Consider the following 16,404-nt stretch of genomic DNA (forward strand, 5'->3'; position numbering starts at 1 on the left):
GCTCTATCTGTTTGCTTGACGCAATTCCGGACGGAAAACCGTTTCACACTTTTCCTAGAATTGCTCCAAAGAGGCTCTAACGGCAAAAGCCTGTTGCGGGCAATGCCGAATTGCAGATGGCTGCCCGGCAATCGCCATGCAAGATGCATCGTTGGACTTCTTTGACGCAACACCCGACGGAAAACCGTCTCACACTCGTCCTGGACTTGCTCACGCCCAGATGGCGACGGGGATGCCAAAACTGTCGCTGCCCGGCGGGTCGGGAAAAGGCCGTGCCTCACCGTTGGCGATGCGACCGGCAATCAGCATCATCGCTGCTGCGTCAAGAAAATCGTCGGCGGCGGCACCGCGCGGCAGCGCCTGATCGAGAAAGCCCATCTCATAGCCGTGCCGGCCTAGCAGCGCCTTGCGTTCCGCCATGCCGGCCGGATTGATGCTACCCTTGATCTTCTTGGGCAGCTGCATGGCCTGATCGCCGTTCAGCCGGCAGAAAGCGACTTCCGGATGCGATTCGAAGACGCGGCTGCGCAACGCAGGCTGCGCGACCAGCAGCGCGTCGATCTCGCGGATCTTGGCAAAAATGCCGAACGCCTGGATCGAAACGCCGCGCGGCGGGTCGGATGTGATTTTGGCCACCTCGCTTGCCCGGCGATGCGCGGCGTACCACGCTTCGACGGTGGTGAAGTCGTTGGTGTCGGCATAAAGCGCGGCGCGGGACGGGATCGAGAAGACGCTGGATTGACGTTGCCCGAGCAGTGGCCGCACCAGCGCCTCCGGCCCGCGTCCGCCCTTGCTCGAAAACTCGGGCAGGCCGATCGGCATGTCGACAGCGATGACCGAATCGTCGGGAAGTGCGGCAAGCAGCGCGGCGAAGCTTGCAAAGACGGAGACGGAAGGTGGCATGCCGGGGCTACGAGGTATCGAGCCAGGGCTTCGAGGTATCGAGCCGGGGTTACGAGGTGTCGAACCGGTATCGCGCCGCACCACAATCCAGCCGGCCTTGCAGCCATCGACGCCGACAAGCACGGCGGCCGCGGCTGGAGTCACGCCCGGCGGTCCCGCCCCGGATGCGTGAGGTGGCGAAGCTGTACCATCGCCATCGGGTGCGACAGGCTCTGCGCATCGGTTTCGAGCTGCAGTTCGTCGCCGCCGCGCTTGGCGGTGCGCGCCAGGATCTCGTAGACCGCCGCCGTCGTCGACTGCAGTGCCTTGATCGGCGGCTGGCCGGAGAGGATGCGCGCCAGATAGACGGCGGCCGTCAGGTCGCCGAGACCATTCGGCGGCTTGTCGATCAGGCGGTGCTCGGCCAGCAGTACCTGGTTGCCGTCGAGCAGAAGATTGCCGGTGCCGCCGGTCATCATCGACGGCGCCGAGGTGACCAGCATGGTCGATGGGCCGGCGTGGAGCGCCGCCGCGATCACCGATTTGAGGTCCGGCAAAGGGGCGCCGGCCATCCATTCCAGTTCATAGCGGTTGGGCGTGGCGATGTCGGCAATCGGCATCAGCCGGTCGCGCAGGGCAGCAGCAGTCGGTTCCGGCACGTAGAGGCCACCCGAATCGCCCATCACCGGATCACAAATATAGACGGCATCAGGCGTCCTTGCTTTCACGGCGGCAACCAAGGAAGCAACGGCCTCGGCCTGGCCGGCCTCGCCGAGATAACCTGAGAGCACGGCGCCGACTTCGCCCAGCCATGGCGCGCGCTCGAGATCGGCCATCAGCGCCTTGAACTGGTCGAGCGGCGGCACGATCCGGGTTGCCCGCCCATGGCCGGGGTGCCAGGGCAGGATGACCGTGGGTACGGCCCATACCGGAAAGCCCAGCGTCTCCAGCGCAAAGACAGCGGCACGGTTGCCGACCGAGCCGCGCGCGACATGGCTGGAAATGACGATGACCGCACGCGGCGCGTCGGTTTGTTCGGCGCTCATTGTTCGTTGATTCCTAGTTGCCCCGGATGAGGTAAAGCACGAGCCAGACCATCAGGCCCAGCACCAGGAGCAGGCCGATTGTCCGGCCAATGCGCGTGCCCCAAATTTCGATCGGGTCGGCACGGTCGGCATCGGTCGCGGTGACGTGGTCGCGCACGCCCTTCGTGGCTCGCGCCACAAACGAATTGCCGGCCGGATCCGTCTCTCGCGCGATGCGCTCGAGGATACGTCGCGATTCCCTATCGCTGTCCTGGCGTTCCGCCATGATGATGTCCTGTTTTACTCGGACCTTATCGCGTTCGCGCGGCCAATCACAGGGCCTTGCGATGGTATGCGGCATGCCAGGTGGGCTGCGCGGCCGAGGCCGTTTTCTTGCGCGCCGATTGTGGTAATGCTTCGCATGCAACTTCTACCGAGGGACCCATCATGTTTGCCCAGCGCCTTGCTCCACCGACCATGTTCCGCACGCTGCCCGCCTTCCTGATGATGGCGATCGTGCTGCCGCTGCTTGCCGGCTGCGGCTACAACACCATCCCGACGGCGGAGGAAAACGCCAAGGCGGCATGGAGCGAGGTGCTGAACCAGTATCAGCGCCGCGCCGACCTCATCCCCAACCTGGTCGAGACGGTCAAGGGCTATGCCGCGCATGAGAAGGACACGCTCGACGCGGTGGTCGAGGCGCGCGCCAAGGCAACGCAGATAACGGTGACGCCGGAAACGCTGAAAGACCCGGAAGCCCTTAAGAAGTTCCAGGATGCCCAGGCGGGGCTGACAAGCGCATTGTCGCGGCTTATCGCGGTGTCGGAAGCCTATCCGGATCTCAAGGCCAACCAGAATTTCCTGGCGCTGCAGGCGCAGCTCGAGGGCACCGAAAACCGCATCGCGGTGGCGCGGCGCGATTACATCCAGGCGGTGAAGGACTACAATCTGACGCTGAGGACCTTCCCCTCGGTGCTGTGGGCGACTTTCTGGTTCCGCAGCAATCAGCCGTTCGCCAACTTCACCATCGACGACGACAAGCTGCAGACGCCGAAGGTCGATTTCGGCACGAAGCAGGGCGGGTGAGCGGCGAAGCCGGCGAATCTCCTAGTATCGCATCCTGACGAGACGGACCGCAGGCGTGTCCACACCCCCCTCTGTCCTGCCGGACATCTCCCCCTCAAGGGGGGAGATTGGCTGTCGCATCCGCTTTCGCCAATCTTGGGGGGCGCGACGGATCGCCAACCTTGCCTTGCTGTATGCCATTCTAAGCTTTCTCTTGCTGCCGCTCGCCTTCGCCGCCGAACTGCCGGCGCTGACGGGCCGTGTCGTCGACAATGCCGGCATCATCGACCCCGCCACCAAGGCGGCGCTGACGCAAAAGCTCGCCGATTTCGAGACCAAGGGTTCCGACCAGATCGTCGTCGCGACGATTCCCAGCCTCGACGGCGAGGAGATCGAGCCCTACGCCAACCGGCTGTTCCGCTTCTGGAAACTTGGCCAGGCGAAGGAAAACAACGGCGTGCTGCTGCTGGTGGCGAAGAACGACCGCAAGATGCGCATCGAAGTCGGCTATGGGCTGGAAGGCACGCTGACCGACCTGCACACCAAGCTGATCATCGAAAATGACATGGTGCCGGCGTTCCGCGCCGGCGATTTCTCCGGTGGCATCAGTAAAGCCGTCGACGACATGGTCATGGTGCTGGAAGGCAATCCGGAGGAGCTGGTGGCGCGGGGTGAGCGCAACCAGCAGCCGCCCTTTAACACCGACGATCTGTTCTTTGCGGTGTTCATCGGCATCTGGGCGATCATCTTCTTCGGCAGCATGGCGGTTTCCGTCCTACCGCCGATCTTCGGCCAGAAGCTTGGTCCCGGCCGCTATCGCTGGCTCGGCATGACCTTCGAACCACACCGGCGGTCGTCCGGTGGCGGCTGGTCGTCGGGAAGTTCCGGCGGTGGCTGGTCTTCGGGTGGCGGCGGTGGCGGCTTTTCCGGCGGCGGAGGTTCGTCCGGCGGTGGCGGCTCGTCGGGAAGCTGGTGACGGCATGACGATACGCAGCATCGATCCCACGACACCCTGCCGTCCGGCAGCGGCGATCGGCGCTGCCTTGATCGTATTGGCTGCCGTGCTGTTGTGCTGCCTCACGGCCTTTGCCGCCGAACTGCCGGCGCTGACGGGCCGTGTCGTCGACAATGCCGGCATCATCGACCCCGCCACCAAGGCGGCGCTGACGCAAAAACTCGCCGATTTCGAGACCAAGGGCTCCGACCAGATCGTCGTCGCCACCATCAATAGCCTCGACGGCGAAGAGATCGAACCCTACGCCAACCGGCTGTTCCGCTTCTGGAAACTCGGCCAGGCCGGCGAGAACAACGGCGTCCTGCTGCTGGTGGCCAAGAACGACCGCAAGATGCGCATCGAGGTCGGTTACGGGCTGGAAGGCACGCTGACCGACCTGCACACCAAGCTGATCATCGAAAACGACATGGTGCCGGCGTTCCGCGCCGGTGATTTCTCCGGTGGCATCAGCAAGGCCGTCGACGACATGGTCATGGTGCTGGAAGGCAATCCGGAGGAGCTGGAAGCGCGCGGTCACCGCAATCCCACTGATAACAGCACTCCTATCGACCCCATCGTCGCGGTGTTCCTGATCCTGTGGGGGACGATGTTCTTCGGCGGCTTGGCAATGGCGTTCCTGCCGCCGATGTTCGGCACGAAGCTGTCGCCGGGGGTGTACAAATGGCTGGGCATGACATTCCGTTACGGCCGCGGACCAAGCGGATCGTCGGGCAGCGGTTGGACGACGGGTTCTTCGTCGGGCAGCGGGTGGTCGTCGGGCAGTTCGGGCAGTGGCTGGTCGGGTTCGAGCGGCAGTGGCGGCGGGTTTTCCGGCGGCGGCGGTTCGTCCGGTGGTGGTGGTTCCTCAGGAAGCTGGTGAGACAAGATCATGGTGACACGACCGATCAGCCCGCAAGACCATGAGCGCATCGCCGCGGCGATCCGCGCTGCCGAAGCCGGGACCGATGGCGAGATCTATTGCGTCGTGGCGCATGCCAGCGACGGCTTCTTCTTCCCGGCCGCCTTCATGGCGACTGCAGGCATGCTGATCGTCAGCCTTGCCGTCGGCTACGGACTGGAGGCCTGGTGGCTGTCGATCCGGCTGCCGCATTTCGTCATCGCCCAGCTGCTGGCGCTGGTCTGCGTGCTGGCGTTGTTGTGGGCGCTGCCCGGCCTGCGCATCCATCTGGTGCCGAGGCGGCTGCGCTATCAGTCGGCGCACGCCAATGCGATCAAGCAGTTCCTTGCCCGCAACGTCCACCGCACCACGGCGCGCACCGGCGTGCTGGTCTTCGTCTCGATCGCGGAGCGCTACGCCGAGGTGGTCGCCGACTCGGGCATCGATGCCAAGGTCGGCCAGCATGTCTGGGATGGTGTCGTCCGCGACTTGACCGCGCATGCCGGCGACGACCGGCTTGCCGATGGCTTCGTCAAGGCGGTCGACTCGGTGGGGGCGGTGCTGGCCGAGCATTTCCCGGTCACATCGGGCGACGCCAACGAGCTCGACGACCATCTCGTCGAGATATGAGCCTTTCCAAGACGGCATCGAAGGCACCTCATTGAGGCGATGATCGCCTGTGAGAAAGCGATCGGCAGGTCGCCCTGACTCTTGCAATCGGGCGATGCGGGTTTATGGTTAACAAATCATGAATACGCTCACGATCGACATCCGGAAGGCCGAGCCGCGCGACGCTGGTGACATCGCCGAGGTGCACCTGCAGGCTTGGCGCGGCGCCTATTCAGGCATCATTCCGCACCGTACCCTGACGTCGATGATCAACCGCCGCGGCGCCGACTGGTGGGCGAATGCCATTCGCCGCGCCGCCACCGTTCTGGTCGTCGAGATCGGCGGCCAGATCGCCGGCTATGCGACGATCGGCAAGAACCGCGCCCGGGAACTGCGGCAGCAAGGCGAAATCTACGAATTGTACCTGCGCCCGGAATATCAGGGCATCGGGCTCGGCAGCCGTTTGTTCGCGGCAGCCAGGGCGCGTCTGGCCGATCACGGGCTGAAGGGCATGGTGGTATGGGCGCTGGAAGACAACCAGAACGCGCTCGCCTTCTATGCTGGCGCCGGCGGCCGTGATGTTGCCGAGGGTGTCGAAATCTTCGAGCAGAAGGCGCTGAAGAAGGTCGCTTTCGTCTGGGAGTGACAGCCCGGCCTTCCGGCCACTGCGTTCGTCGACCGTATCCAGCACCATTCGCCGCATTGCGCAGCGCCGCAGCGCCCGCTATCGATCGTTTCATCGATAAGAGGGACAAAGCCATGCGCATTGAAGCCATAGCCAGCGGAAAGAATCCGCCAGAGGACGTCAACGTCATCATCGAGGTGCCGATCGGTGGCGAGCCGATCAAGTACGAGATGGACAAGGAGGCCGGCACGCTGTTCGTCGATCGCTTCCTGCACACCTCGATGCGCTACCCCGGCAATTACGGCTTCGTGCCGCACACGCTGTCGGGAGATGGCGATCCCATAGACGTGCTGATCTGCAATACGCGCGCGCTGGTGCCGGGCTGCGTCATCAATGTCAGGCCGATCGGCGTGCTGATCATGGAAGACAATGCCGGCCAGGACGAAAAGATCATTGCCGTGCCGTCGCCGAAGCTGACGCTGCGCTACGAGAACGTCACCGAATACACCCAGCTGCCCGACATCACGCGCCAGCAGGTGCAGCACTTCTTCGAGCACTACAAGGATCTCGAGCCCGGCAAATGGGTCAAGATCGAAGGCTGGCACGATTCCAAATATGCCAAGAAGATGATCGTCGACGCGATCGAGCGGGCCAAGGCGAGCAAGTAGCCCGACTGGTCAGTTATCGACGCGGCCGAAAGCCGGCACGTCGCCGATGACGGTGTGCTTGTCCTTGCCGCAGGCGAACGTGCGGGCTTTCTCGTCGGCGAGTTTGCGCGCCTGATCGTTGGCGGCGGGATTGCCGGTGGCGAGCACCAGGCCGACCGTGCAGCCGTCGCGGGCCTCCATCTGGCCGACCTTGGCGACGAGCAGCACCTCGGTCGGCTTGTTCTGGTCCTCGGGATTGCTGATCGAGCGGCGGTGGATGGCGGCAAACGGCACAGCCTTGTCGCCGTTGGTCTCGATGCGCCACTCGACCTTGGCTCCGGAGGAATTGAAGCCGGAAAAACTCTCCCAGACGGATGTCAAGTCGCCGCCCGGCGGAAACCCATAGAAAAGCGATTCACGGGCGTCGTCATAGGCGACCAGCACGGGATAGCCGCGATAGCCGGAACAGGCGAGATCGGCCCAGTCGCCGTCGCCTTCCTCGGCCTGCGCGTAGGTCACGCAGTCCTTCTTCCAGTCGAGATCGGTGTAGGCGCTCGCAATGCCGTCGGCATGAGCCGCCTGACACAGGCCGGCGAGGGCAAGCGCGATCAGAATGGCACGCATGGCGGCCGATCTCCGTTGCAAGCCAACGCAGCGTAGCGCCAAACGCTATTTCTTCAAGCTCGCTTCGATCAGCAGGTCGGCGTTGCGGGCGACCGACTGCGCCGGGCCGCCGAGCCCGAACAACTGGCCGCTGATATAGGCGCCTTCGATCAGGAGCAGCAGGCCGTCGCCCAGCGTGTCAGGGTCTTGCGCTCCCATCACAACCGCCATGGCGCGCAGCCGTCGGCGCAGCTCCTGCTTGTTGGCCTCGCTGACCACACGGGCCGGATGGCCGTGTTCGGGATATTCGACCGCCGCATTGGTCATGCCGCAGCCGCGATATTCCGCCATCTGCGTGCGTTTGCCGATGCGGGTCAGGAAAGCCTTGATCTGGGCGCGCGGGTCGCCGGGATGAGCGGCGACCGCCTCATCGAAACGCTCCCAGTATTCCTGGTCGTATTGCCTGAGATAGGAGGCCGCCAGCTCATCCTTGGACGGAAAGCTGCGATAGAGGCTGGGCTTGGTGACGCCCGCGCGCCGGACGATCTCGTCGACGCCGATCGCCCGGATGCCGCGCCGGTAGAACAGGTCGTAGGCGACATCGAGGATCTTCTTGGCGGCTTTCGGCGGCGCCGATGCATGACCGTCGCTGATGGTCAGTTCAATATTTTTGTCCGTTGGCATCATGGAACTCGATTGACGTGTTACCGATCGGTACGTATTGATGTTCACACCCCTGCAACGTACCGGTCAGTAACATGATAGCTCAATTCCGTCCCTTTGGCCAGCGCTACGCCTTTGTCGTGGTCGGCGTCATCTTTCTTTGTTTGCTGGTCGCGGCCGGCTTGCGCTCGGCGCCTGCCGTCATGATGCTGCCGCTGGAGAACAGTTTCGGCTGGCGGCGCGACATCATCTCGCTGGCCGCCGGCGTCGGCATCCTGCTCTACGGCCTCACCGGTCCATTTGCCGCAGCCCTGATGGAGCGCATCGGGTTGCGCCGCACGTTGCTTGCCTCGCTGGTGGTGATGTCGGGCTCGACCGCGCTCAGCCTCTTGATGACCAAGCCCTGGCATCTGTTCATCACGTGGGGCGTGTTCTCGGGCATTGGTTCCGGCGCCGTCGCCAGCGTGCTTGGGGCCACTATCGTCAATCGATGGTTCAAGACCAATCGCGGTCTTGTCATGGGGTTGATGTCAGCCTCCAGTGCCTCAGGCATGCTGGTGTTCCTGCCGCTGATCGCCGCGCTGGCGCAGTCGGGTGGCTGGCAGCCGGTCGCCATCGCGGTTGCGATCGCCACAGCGGCGCTGATACCGCTGGTCTGGCTGCTGGTGCCGGAGCGGCCGGCTTCGATCGGCATGGTGCGCTATGGCGCCGAGGCCGACGACAAGCCGCCGACGCCGCCAGCATCGCAAGGCAATTTCCTCGCGCATACGTTCTCGACGCTGCGCCGCGCCGCCGGCACACGGGTGTTCTGGTACCTGTTCGCCACCTTCTTCGTCTGCGGCTTCACCACCAACGGACTGGTCGGCACGCATCTGATCGCGTTTTGCGGCGACATGGGCATCGGCGAGGTGGAGGCGGCCGGCCTGCTGTCGATGATGGGCATTTTCGACTTGATCGGCACAACGCTGTCGGGCTGGCTCACCGACCGTTTCGATCCGCGCAAGCTGCTCGGCGTCTATTATGGCATCCGTGGCCTGTCGCTGATCTACCTGCCCTATTCCGGCTTCTCGGCGACCAGCCTGATCATCTTCGCCGTGCTCTACGGCCTCGACTGGATCGCGACCGTGCCGCCGACGCTGAGGCTCGCCAACGAGGCGTTCGGCGACCGTAGCGGGCCGATCGTGTTCGGCTGGATCGTCGCCGGCCACCAGATCGGTGCAGCCACCGCGGCTGCCTTCGGCGGCACGATGCGCGAGCTGCAGGGCAATTATGAGCTGGCCTTCCTGATCGCCGGCATGACGGCGATCGCCGCTGCCTGTATCTCACTGCTGATCAACACCAGCCGCCCGGCGTTCGATCCGGAACCGCAAACGGCGTAGGTGCTATCGGTCAAGCTGCCGATCTCCCCCACGTGGGGGATCGGAGCTTCGCCGTCCGGGCGAGCCACCACGCGCTGTTGATCGTCAGAAAACTTTCATGATTTCGAGATGCGCCTGAAACATTGACGCTGGACTTTGGTGGCAATTTTCAAGCCATCCAGGAGACAGCCATGAACAAGCTCTCGATGACCCGTCGCGCTTTCGTCACCTCCGCCAGCGCCGTTGGCCTGGTCGGTGCTTCCAGCCTGGCGCTGCCTTACTATTCACGCGCCAACCAGCGCCCGGGCTTTACCCATGGCGTCCAGTCAGGCGATGTCGATGCCACCAGCGGCATGGTGTGGACGCGTACCGATCGCCCATCGCGCGTCATGTTCGAAGTGTCATCGACCGAAAGTTTCACCGATGCCGTCCGCCTGGCGCCGCTCGATACCTCGCCGGCCAGCGACTATACGGCCAAGCGGCTGCTCACCGACCTCGCTTCCGACCAGGACATCTTCTACCGCATGACGGCCGCCGATCTTGCCGATATCAACGCCCTCTCCGAACCGATCACCGGCCGTTTCCGCACCGCGCCCGCCTCCAGGCGCGACATCAAGTTCGCATGGTCGGGCGATACCGCCGGCCAGGGCTGGGGCATCGACGAGACCGGCATGAAGACCTACGCCACGATCGGCAAGCACACGCCTGATTTCTTTCTGCACTCGGGCGACACCATCTATGCCGACGGCGCCATGAAGGACGAGGTCGAACTACCCGGCGGTGGCAAGTGGAAGAACGTCGTGCTGATCGATGGCAAGCGCAAGGTCGCCGAGACGCTGGACGAATACCGGGACCAGTGGAAATACAACATGATGGACAGGAACGTGCTCGGCCTGAGCGCCATCTGCCCGACCTTCTACCAGTGGGACGACCACGAGGTGCTCAACAACTGGTCGGACTCGAAGGATCTCAGCGCCGACACCCGCTACACCGAGAAATCCATCCATGTGCTGGCGGCACGTGCGGCGCGCGCCTTCCATGAAATGACGACGATCCGCTACGAACCGTCCGAGCCCGGCCGCGTCTATCGCAAGATTGCTTACGGGCCGCTGCTCGACGTGTTCTTCCTCGACATGCGGTCCTATCGCGGCCCCAACGGTCCGGACATGCAGACCGAAATGACGCCGCAATCGCGGATGCTGGGCGAACAGCAGACGAAGTGGCTGAAGCGCGAACTGGCCAACTCGAAGGCAACCTGGAAAATCATCGCCGCCGACATGCCGCTCGGCCTCGTCGTCTGGGACGATGCCACCAAGAAGGCCGGCGCGGAAGCGGTCAGCAACGGCGACAACGGCCCGGCCAAGGGGCGCGAACTGGAGATCGCCGACCTGCTGCGCTTCATCAAGAACGCCGGCATCAGCAACACTGTCTGGCTGACCGCCGACGTGCATTACACCGCCGCGCATTACTACAATCCCGACAAGGCGCAGTTCCAGGATTTCAATCCGTTCTGGGAGTTCGTCTCGGGTCCGATCCATGCCGGCACGTTCGGCCCGAACGATTTCGACATGACCTTCGGTCCGGAGCTGAAGTTCATCAAGGCGCCGACCGCCGAGCAAGGCCAGAACCTGCCGCCGTCGGCCGGCCTGCAATTCTTCGGGCTGGTCGATATCAACGGCGCCAGCGAGCAGATGACGGTGCGGCTGATGGATCGCGACGACAATGAACTCTACAAGGTCACGCTCGACCCTGTGCGGTCTGCCTAAGCCGACCTTCGTCATCTCTGCAATGACGACCGCTGCCGGCGGTCGTCAATCGGGGTAGCAAACCATCGGGATGTTGGGCCAGACGGCGCTGTCGCAGTTGGCGGCGTCCTGCCTCTGCTTGAAGGAGGCGCTGACCGGCCCGGTCACCATCGGGTCGACGCCGTCGGGGGCGTCGGCGAAAACCTGCTCGGCAGACGGCGCATCGGACGGCAAGGCAGGCCGTGCCTCTTTCAGCGCCGCAGCCGACTGCGCGGCGTTGACCGCCAGCAGGACGGCAAAGGCAGCGGACGCGATGAGCGGCCAAAATCGGTTGAGTTTATCGGTCATGACGTTCGAACTGTCCGGGACCCGAAAGGTTCCCGCCTTGGTTAACAAAATCATCTCACACGCAGATGCTTAAGATTTGATGAGTATTTGGTGTCGCGCCGCCTCTTTCGCAACTGCGAAAAACCCTGTATGAGCCGCGCAACCGAAAGAGGCAGCGCCTTTTGGCCTGCTGCCCGCAACGCTTCCGAGACCAGAACATGAAAATTCGTAATATCGCGATCATCGCGCACGTCGACCATGGAAAAACCACCCTCGTCGACCAATTGCTCCGGCAATCCGGGTCGTTCCGCGACAATCAGCGCGTCGCCGAACGCGCCATGGATTCCAACGACCTCGAAAAGGAACGCGGCATCACTATCCTGGCCAAGGCGACCTCGGTCGACTGGAAGGACACCCGCATCAACATCGTCGACACCCCCGGCCACGCCGATTTCGGCGGGGAGGTCGAGCGCATCCTGTCGATGGTGGATTCGGCCATCGTGCTGGTCGACGCCGCCGAGGGACCGATGCCGCAGACCAAGTTCGTCGTCGGCAAGGCGCTCAAGGTCGGCCTGAAGCCGATCGTCGTCATCAACAAGATCGACCGTCCGGACGCGCGCCATGTCGAAGTGGTCAACGAGGTGTTCGACCTGTTCGCGGCGCTCGACGCCACCGACGAGCAGCTCGACTTCCCGATCCTCTACGGTTCAGGCCGCGACGGCTGGGTTTCCGAAAATCCGGAAGGCCCCAAGGACCAGGGCCTGGCGCCGCTGTTCGATCTCGTCATCAAGCATGTGCCGGCGCCGACCGTGCATCCCGGTCCGTTCCGCATGATCGGCACCATCCTGGAAGCCAATCCGTTCCTTGGCCGCATCATCACCGGCCGCATCGAGAGCGGCACGCTGAAGTCCAACCAGCCGGTCAAGGTGCTGCACCATGACGGCACGCTGGTCGAGACCGGCCGTATCTCCAAGATCCTGGCTTTCCGTGGCCTCGAGCGCCAGCCGATCGAGGAAGCCCAAGCGGGCGACATCGTCGCCATCGCCGGCCTGTCGAAGGGCACCGTCGCCGATACGTTCTGCGATCCGGCGGTGACCGAACCGCTGCATGCGCAGCCGATCGATCCGCCGACCGTGACCATGTCCTTCCTGGTCAACGACAGCCCGCTGGCCGGCACCGAAGGCGACAAAGTGACCAGCCGTGTCATCCGTGACCGCCTGCTGCGCGAGGCCGAAGGCAATGTCGCGCTGAAGATCGAGGAATCGCCCGACAAGGATTCGTTCTTCGTCTCCGGCCGCGGCGAACTGCAGCTGGCCGTGCTGATCGAGACGATGCGCCGCGAAGGTTTCGAGATCGCCGTGTCGCGTCCGCGTGTCGTCATGCAGAAGGGCGAGAACGGCGAATTGCTGGAGCCGGTCGAGGAAGTAGTCATCGACGTCGACGAGGAGCATGCCGGCATCGTCGTGCAGAAGATGTCGGAGCGCAAGGCCGAGATGGTCGAGCTGCGCCCGTCGGGCGGCAACCGCCAGCGCATCGTCTTCCACGCGCCGACGCGCGGCCTGATCGGCTACCAGTCGGAACTGTTGACCGACACGCGCGGCACCGCCGTGATGAACCGGCTGTTCCATGCCTATGAGCCCTACAGGGGCGAATTGCCGGGCCGCACCAATGGCGTGCTGATCTCCAACGAGCAGGGCGAGGCGGTGGCCTACGCCATGTGGAACCTGGAAGACCGTGGCCCGATGGTCATCGATCCCGGCGTCAAAGTCTATCAGGGCATGATCATCGGCATCCACTCCAGAGACAACGACCTGGAAGTGAACGTGCTGAAGGGCAAGAAGCTCACCAACATCCGCGCCGCCGGCAAGGACGAGGCGGTCAAGCTGACGCCGCCGATCCGCATGACGCTGGAGCGCGCGCTGGCCTGGATCCAGGACGACGAACTGGTCGAGGTGACGCCGAAGACCATCCGGCTGCGCAAGCTCTATCTCGACCCCAATGAGCGCAAGCGCTTCGAGAAGTCGGCCAAGGCGGTCGGCGCGGCCTAATCCTCTTCCCAAAGTCGAGAGGGGCGAAGCATGCTTCGCCCCTCTTCGTTTATCCACCGGCAGCCAAGATGATGTGCTCCCGATCCGGCTCGCCAGCCAGGTCGATCCGGATCGTCGTTCCCTGCCGGGCCGGTTTGCGCAAGGCTTTGGCGCCTTCCGGATCAACGATCAACAATCGCCGCTCTTCCAGCGCCTGAAGCCGCGATCGCGAGACGCCGAGTTCGTTGGCAAGCAAGCGGTCCAGCCGCAGCGATGTCGGCATTTCGAGCCGGAGCTGGAGTTCCAATCCGGTTGCGCTTTCCCTCGTGTCGCCAAGCCTCTGCTTGTGGACGGCGACATCGGGAAACTCTTCGACACGCCCCACCCGGTTGCGTAGCGCAACGACATCGAAAGCATGGCGCTTGGCGAGCGCCGGATCGTTGCTTTCAAGCGCCGCCAGCCGCGCCGGCTCGAGGTCGCGGCGGTTGCAACGCTCCAGAATGCCGAAATTCCAGGAATTGTCGCAGTCGACGCAGCGGTAGATCAGCCAGACGTCGATGCGCTTGCCATTGGCGTTGACGCGGAATTTGCCGCTGCAACGATAGGCCTTCACGGTGCCGCAGCGATTGCAGTTGATAAGCGGTCGAGGTGCGGTCTTGGGCACGATGGCCCAGTGGATACGCGATAGTGCGGACATGCCGATAAGCCCTTCCCGTCGGGAAGTTCATCAGGCCGGCGATGTCGAGATGCCCATGCGGGCACGGCGTGGCGATAGCGAGCTATGATCGGAATCAGGTGTCACGGGCGGACGGCGCGCGACAGCGGTTCAGCAGTGCCAAACCGGTCTCGAACCGCCGCCCAGAGGAACACATGAAAATGAAAACTGGCTCCGCGATTGCGGCGCCATGCAGTGTGTCGGGGGAGTTGACGAGACCGGCGGTTACTGAGGCAAAGTGAAGCTCGAATTTGTTTCGCGGCGGCTCTTCTAGCCGCGAGATGCCGGACGGGCAAGCGTATCTTTGTCGGTGCTACCGCCGCTCAGTCGATTTCTCTAGAGCGGTTCATCGTTTCATGGAAACGCAGAACCGCTCCATCTCTTTGTTTTGACGCAATGCCGGACGGAAACCGTTACGCACTTTCCTAGAGTTGCTCTAGTGTCGGGCAACGAAGGTTTCAACAGAGATCCTGGCCATGCACCTCACCTCGCTCCTGATCTTTGCCGCCGCTTTGTTCGTCGCCGCCGGCTCGCCCGGCCCGTCGATAGCTGCACTCGTCGCTCGCGTCGTCTCGAAAGGGTTTCGCGACGTGTTCCCGTTCCTGCTCGCCATGTGGATTGGCGAGGGCATCTGGCTGTCGCTGGCGGTGTTCGGTCTGGCTGTCGTGGCGCAGAGTTTTCACTTCGCTTTCGTCGTCGTGAAATGGATCGGCGTCGCCTATCTCGCTTATCTTGCCTTCAAGATGTGGACCGCGCCGGTCGAGGCAAACGCAGGCGAAATGCCGCGCGAGGATTCGCCCGCAAAACTGTTCTTCGCCGGCATGGCGGTGACGCTCGGCAACCCCAAGATCATGATGTTCTATCTGGCGCTGCTGCCAACGATCATCGACCTTGCGTCGGTCAGCATCGTCGGCTGGGTCGAATTGACGGCGACCATGGCCGTGGTGCTGGTCGCCATCGACCTCGCCTGGGTGCTTGCCGCCTCGCAGGCGCGCAAGCTGTTGAAGAGCAAGCTCACCATGAAGATCGCCAACCGCGTCAGCGCCACGACGATCGCCGGCGCTGCCGCGGCGATCGCGGCGCGTTGACAGAGCATAAATCCGGACCGAAGGACTGCGTCAGCTAAAAGCGGGAACCGTTTTTTGCTTCGCTGACCTTCGGCAGGAGAGATCATGCTTAAACAAATGCCGCGTCACATCATTTCAATGATTGGTGCGATCTCGACGCTGAAACCCGGGTCCATCAGGATAGGGCAGTCCCTGGCCTTGCCGACGGCATCGTCGATGTCAGGCGGTTGGATTGCTGCCGCCATTGTTCTCGACCTTGCCACCGGGCAGCAACATCCTCGACATGCCGACCGGATTGCCGCCGTCGACCACGGCCGAGCCGAGCTTGCCGTACCAGTCCGTCCAGGCGTCCATTGCCGCTTTCCGTTCGGCCTCCTCGGTCGGCATCTTGCCCGAGCCGTGATAGACGTAGAGAAACTTCGCCATGTTCTCCTCCCTTGATCAGCGGCATGGCACCGGCATGCGGTCACGCCGCCTGGCGATCATCGGACCAAAGCGGCGAACATGCAACGAGAATGCGAAACAGCTAATATAGGCGTGGTTGTGTTCCAGCCGCCGAGCCTCACCGCGCCATGGCGTGGTATTCGTCGTTCGGCCGCATGTCGATTGCCGCCGCCACCCGGTTCGACATGTTGAAGAAGGCGGCGGTCGAGGCGATGTCCCAGATGTCGCGATCGGTGAAGCCGGCCTGGCGAAGTGCTGCCCGATCGGCCTCGACGATCTTGGCCGGCTCTTCGGTCAGCTTGACGGCGAATTCGAGCATTGCGGTCTGCTTCGGCGAAAGGTCGGCGGCGCGGAAATTCATCACCATCATCTCGCCAAGCGCCGGGTCGCCGGACAACTGGCGCACCGCCGCGCCATGCGCGGTCAGGCAGTAATAGCAATCGTTGATCGAGGAGACGGCGACCGCGATCATCTCGCGTTCCAGTTTCGACAGGCCGGACTCGCCCAGCATCAGGTCGTTGTACATGTCGGTGAAAGCGCGCAGTTTCTTGTCGTCGAAGGCGTAGGCGCGCAGCACGTTGGGGACGAGGCCGAGCTTCTCCTCGCATTTGGCGAAATAGGCTTTTGTCGCCTCGCTCAGCTCTCCCGGGCCAAGGTCAAGCGCGGTGATCTTGCCGGTCATGGGTCATTTCTCCTCGGTGGCGGCGGAT

18 protein-coding genes and 1 pseudogene are annotated in these 16,404 nt (G+C 63.4%); 10 read left to right on the forward strand and 9 right to left on the reverse strand.

Going from position 1 to position 16,404, the window contains the following annotated elements; all coding sequences use genetic code 11:
* Positions 1–210: 210 nt before the first annotated feature.
* Genes AC1RZR_RS06945 through AC1RZR_RS06955 form a run of 3 tightly spaced genes read right to left on the reverse strand, consistent with a single transcriptional unit; the run spans position 211 to position 2,193 of the window.
* Positions 211–1,047 carry a DUF429 domain-containing protein gene (locus tag AC1RZR_RS06945; protein WP_481828068.1) on the reverse strand — a complete coding sequence of 279 codons (837 nt, stop codon included), beginning with the start codon at positions 1,045–1,047 and terminating at the stop codon, positions 211–213.
* Entirely contained in the window at positions 1,044–1,928 is an 885-nt protein-coding gene (gene pdxY, locus AC1RZR_RS06950) for a pyridoxal kinase PdxY (RefSeq protein WP_477269013.1), read from the reverse strand. Before pdxY ends, AC1RZR_RS06945 begins: the two co-directional genes overlap by 4 nt.
* A gap of 13 nt (positions 1,929–1,941) precedes the next feature.
* The gene (locus AC1RZR_RS06955; RefSeq protein WP_477269014.1) at positions 1,942–2,193 is read right to left on the reverse strand and encodes a hypothetical protein; all 252 of its coding nucleotides are present in this window, start codon (positions 2,191–2,193) and stop codon (positions 1,942–1,944) included.
* Between the two features lie 161 nt (positions 2,194–2,354).
* On the opposite strand from AC1RZR_RS06955, the gene AC1RZR_RS06960 reads away from it, so the two are divergent.
* From AC1RZR_RS06960 to ppa, 6 genes are all read left to right on the forward strand, one after another.
* Positions 2,355–2,993 (forward strand): LemA family protein, encoded by a 639-nt coding sequence (locus tag AC1RZR_RS06960; RefSeq protein WP_477269015.1) that lies wholly within the window; start codon positions 2,355–2,357, stop codon positions 2,991–2,993.
* A gap of 118 nt (positions 2,994–3,111) precedes the next feature.
* Positions 3,112–3,948: a TPM domain-containing protein gene (locus tag AC1RZR_RS06965; protein WP_481829035.1), complete on the forward strand. Its 837-nt coding sequence runs from the start codon at positions 3,112–3,114 to the stop codon at positions 3,946–3,948.
* Positions 3,949–3,952: 4 nt separating this feature from the next.
* Positions 3,953–4,846 carry a TPM domain-containing protein gene (locus tag AC1RZR_RS06970; protein ID WP_481829036.1) on the forward strand — a complete coding sequence of 298 codons (894 nt, stop codon included), beginning with the start codon at positions 3,953–3,955 and terminating at the stop codon, positions 4,844–4,846.
* A gap of 9 nt (positions 4,847–4,855) precedes the next feature.
* Entirely contained in the window at positions 4,856–5,494 is a 639-nt protein-coding gene (locus AC1RZR_RS06975; RefSeq protein ID WP_481828069.1) for a TPM domain-containing protein, read from the forward strand.
* 118 nt (positions 5,495–5,612) lie between these two features.
* On the forward strand, positions 5,613–6,119 hold the full coding sequence (locus AC1RZR_RS06980) for a GNAT family N-acetyltransferase (protein WP_379094834.1): 507 nt from the start codon (positions 5,613–5,615) through the stop codon (positions 6,117–6,119).
* Between the two features lie 113 nt (positions 6,120–6,232).
* Positions 6,233–6,766, forward strand: a complete 534-nt coding sequence (gene ppa, locus AC1RZR_RS06985; protein ID WP_379094837.1) for an inorganic diphosphatase — start codon at positions 6,233–6,235, stop codon at positions 6,764–6,766.
* Positions 6,767–6,775: 9 nt separating this feature from the next.
* On the opposite strand, the gene AC1RZR_RS06990 is transcribed toward ppa, so the two are convergent.
* Positions 6,776–7,369: a hypothetical protein gene (locus tag AC1RZR_RS06990; protein WP_481828070.1), complete on the reverse strand. Its 594-nt coding sequence runs from the start codon at positions 7,367–7,369 to the stop codon at positions 6,776–6,778.
* Between the two features lie 45 nt (positions 7,370–7,414).
* Entirely contained in the window at positions 7,415–8,032 is a 618-nt protein-coding gene (locus tag AC1RZR_RS06995; RefSeq protein ID WP_477269019.1) for a TetR/AcrR family transcriptional regulator, read from the reverse strand.
* Between the two features lie 74 nt (positions 8,033–8,106).
* On the opposite strand from AC1RZR_RS06995, the gene AC1RZR_RS07000 reads away from it, so the two are divergent.
* Together AC1RZR_RS07000 and AC1RZR_RS07005 are read left to right on the forward strand one after the other, a co-directional pair.
* A complete protein-coding gene (locus AC1RZR_RS07000) occupies positions 8,107–9,390 on the forward strand; it encodes an MFS transporter (protein WP_481828071.1) in 1,284 nt (427 codons plus the stop codon).
* 170 nt (positions 9,391–9,560) lie between these two features.
* Entirely contained in the window at positions 9,561–11,135 is a 1,575-nt protein-coding gene (locus tag AC1RZR_RS07005) for an alkaline phosphatase D family protein (RefSeq protein WP_481828072.1), read from the forward strand.
* Positions 11,136–11,180: 45 nt separating this feature from the next.
* Here AC1RZR_RS07005 and AC1RZR_RS07010 read toward each other — a convergent pair whose 3' ends face one another.
* Positions 11,181–11,462 (reverse strand): hypothetical protein, encoded by a 282-nt coding sequence (locus AC1RZR_RS07010; protein ID WP_477269022.1) that lies wholly within the window; start codon positions 11,460–11,462, stop codon positions 11,181–11,183.
* A 197-nt stretch (positions 11,463–11,659) separates the two neighbouring features.
* Between AC1RZR_RS07010 and typA the strand changes: the two genes are divergently transcribed.
* The gene (typA, locus tag AC1RZR_RS07015; RefSeq protein WP_379094853.1) at positions 11,660–13,489 is read left to right on the forward strand and encodes a translational GTPase TypA; all 1,830 of its coding nucleotides are present in this window, start codon (positions 11,660–11,662) and stop codon (positions 13,487–13,489) included.
* Positions 13,490–13,538: 49 nt separating this feature from the next.
* On the opposite strand, the gene AC1RZR_RS07020 is transcribed toward typA, so the two are convergent.
* Positions 13,539–14,165 carry a DUF1062 domain-containing protein gene (locus AC1RZR_RS07020; protein WP_481828073.1) on the reverse strand — a complete coding sequence of 209 codons (627 nt, stop codon included), beginning with the start codon at positions 14,163–14,165 and terminating at the stop codon, positions 13,539–13,541.
* Between the two features lie 494 nt (positions 14,166–14,659).
* Between AC1RZR_RS07020 and AC1RZR_RS07025 the strand changes: the two genes are divergently transcribed.
* The gene (locus AC1RZR_RS07025; protein WP_481828074.1) at positions 14,660–15,271 is read left to right on the forward strand and encodes a LysE family translocator; all 612 of its coding nucleotides are present in this window, start codon (positions 14,660–14,662) and stop codon (positions 15,269–15,271) included.
* Positions 15,272–15,375: 104 nt separating this feature from the next.
* Here AC1RZR_RS07025 and AC1RZR_RS07030 read toward each other — a convergent pair.
* Both AC1RZR_RS07030 and AC1RZR_RS07035 read right to left on the reverse strand, forming a co-directional pair.
* Positions 15,376–15,676, reverse strand: a pseudogene (locus AC1RZR_RS07030) (hypothetical protein).
* A 136-nt stretch (positions 15,677–15,812) separates the two neighbouring features.
* On the reverse strand, positions 15,813–16,376 hold the full coding sequence (locus tag AC1RZR_RS07035; protein ID WP_477269025.1) for a peroxidase-related enzyme: 564 nt from the start codon (positions 16,374–16,376) through the stop codon (positions 15,813–15,815).
* Positions 16,377–16,404 lie beyond the last annotated feature (28 nt).

It is taken from the genome of Mesorhizobium bavaricum (genome assembly GCF_056781655.1).

What these genes read in the sequence shown, in the direction of transcription:
- pdxY (WP_477269013.1), bottom strand. Translation starts at nt 1,928, where the DNA reads ATGAGCGCCGAACAAACCGACGCGCCGCGTGCGGTCATCGTCATTTCC.
- AC1RZR_RS06955 (WP_477269014.1), bottom strand. Translation starts at nt 2,193, where the DNA reads ATGGCGGAACGCCAGGACAGCGATAGGGAATCGCGACGTATCCTCGAG.
- AC1RZR_RS06960 (WP_477269015.1), top strand. Translation starts at nt 2,355, where the DNA reads ATGTTTGCCCAGCGCCTTGCTCCACCGACCATGTTCCGCACGCTGCCC.
- AC1RZR_RS06970 (WP_481829036.1), top strand. Translation starts at nt 3,953, where the DNA reads ATGACGATACGCAGCATCGATCCCACGACACCCTGCCGTCCGGCAGCG.
- AC1RZR_RS06975 (WP_481828069.1), top strand. Translation starts at nt 4,856, where the DNA reads ATGGTGACACGACCGATCAGCCCGCAAGACCATGAGCGCATCGCCGCG.
- AC1RZR_RS06980 (WP_379094834.1), top strand. Translation starts at nt 5,613, where the DNA reads ATGAATACGCTCACGATCGACATCCGGAAGGCCGAGCCGCGCGACGCT.
- ppa (WP_379094837.1), top strand. Translation starts at nt 6,233, where the DNA reads ATGCGCATTGAAGCCATAGCCAGCGGAAAGAATCCGCCAGAGGACGTC.
- AC1RZR_RS06990 (WP_481828070.1), bottom strand. Translation starts at nt 7,369, where the DNA reads ATGCGTGCCATTCTGATCGCGCTTGCCCTCGCCGGCCTGTGTCAGGCG.
- AC1RZR_RS06995 (WP_477269019.1), bottom strand. Translation starts at nt 8,032, where the DNA reads ATGCCAACGGACAAAAATATTGAACTGACCATCAGCGACGGTCATGCA.
- AC1RZR_RS07000 (WP_481828071.1), top strand. Translation starts at nt 8,107, where the DNA reads ATGATAGCTCAATTCCGTCCCTTTGGCCAGCGCTACGCCTTTGTCGTG.
- AC1RZR_RS07005 (WP_481828072.1), top strand. Translation starts at nt 9,561, where the DNA reads ATGAACAAGCTCTCGATGACCCGTCGCGCTTTCGTCACCTCCGCCAGC.
- AC1RZR_RS07010 (WP_477269022.1), bottom strand. Translation starts at nt 11,462, where the DNA reads ATGACCGATAAACTCAACCGATTTTGGCCGCTCATCGCGTCCGCTGCC.
- typA (WP_379094853.1), top strand. Translation starts at nt 11,660, where the DNA reads ATGAAAATTCGTAATATCGCGATCATCGCGCACGTCGACCATGGAAAA.
- AC1RZR_RS07020 (WP_481828073.1), bottom strand. Translation starts at nt 14,165, where the DNA reads ATGTCCGCACTATCGCGTATCCACTGGGCCATCGTGCCCAAGACCGCA.
- AC1RZR_RS07025 (WP_481828074.1), top strand. Translation starts at nt 14,660, where the DNA reads ATGCACCTCACCTCGCTCCTGATCTTTGCCGCCGCTTTGTTCGTCGCC.
- AC1RZR_RS07035 (WP_477269025.1), bottom strand. Translation starts at nt 16,376, where the DNA reads ATGACCGGCAAGATCACCGCGCTTGACCTTGGCCCGGGAGAGCTGAGC.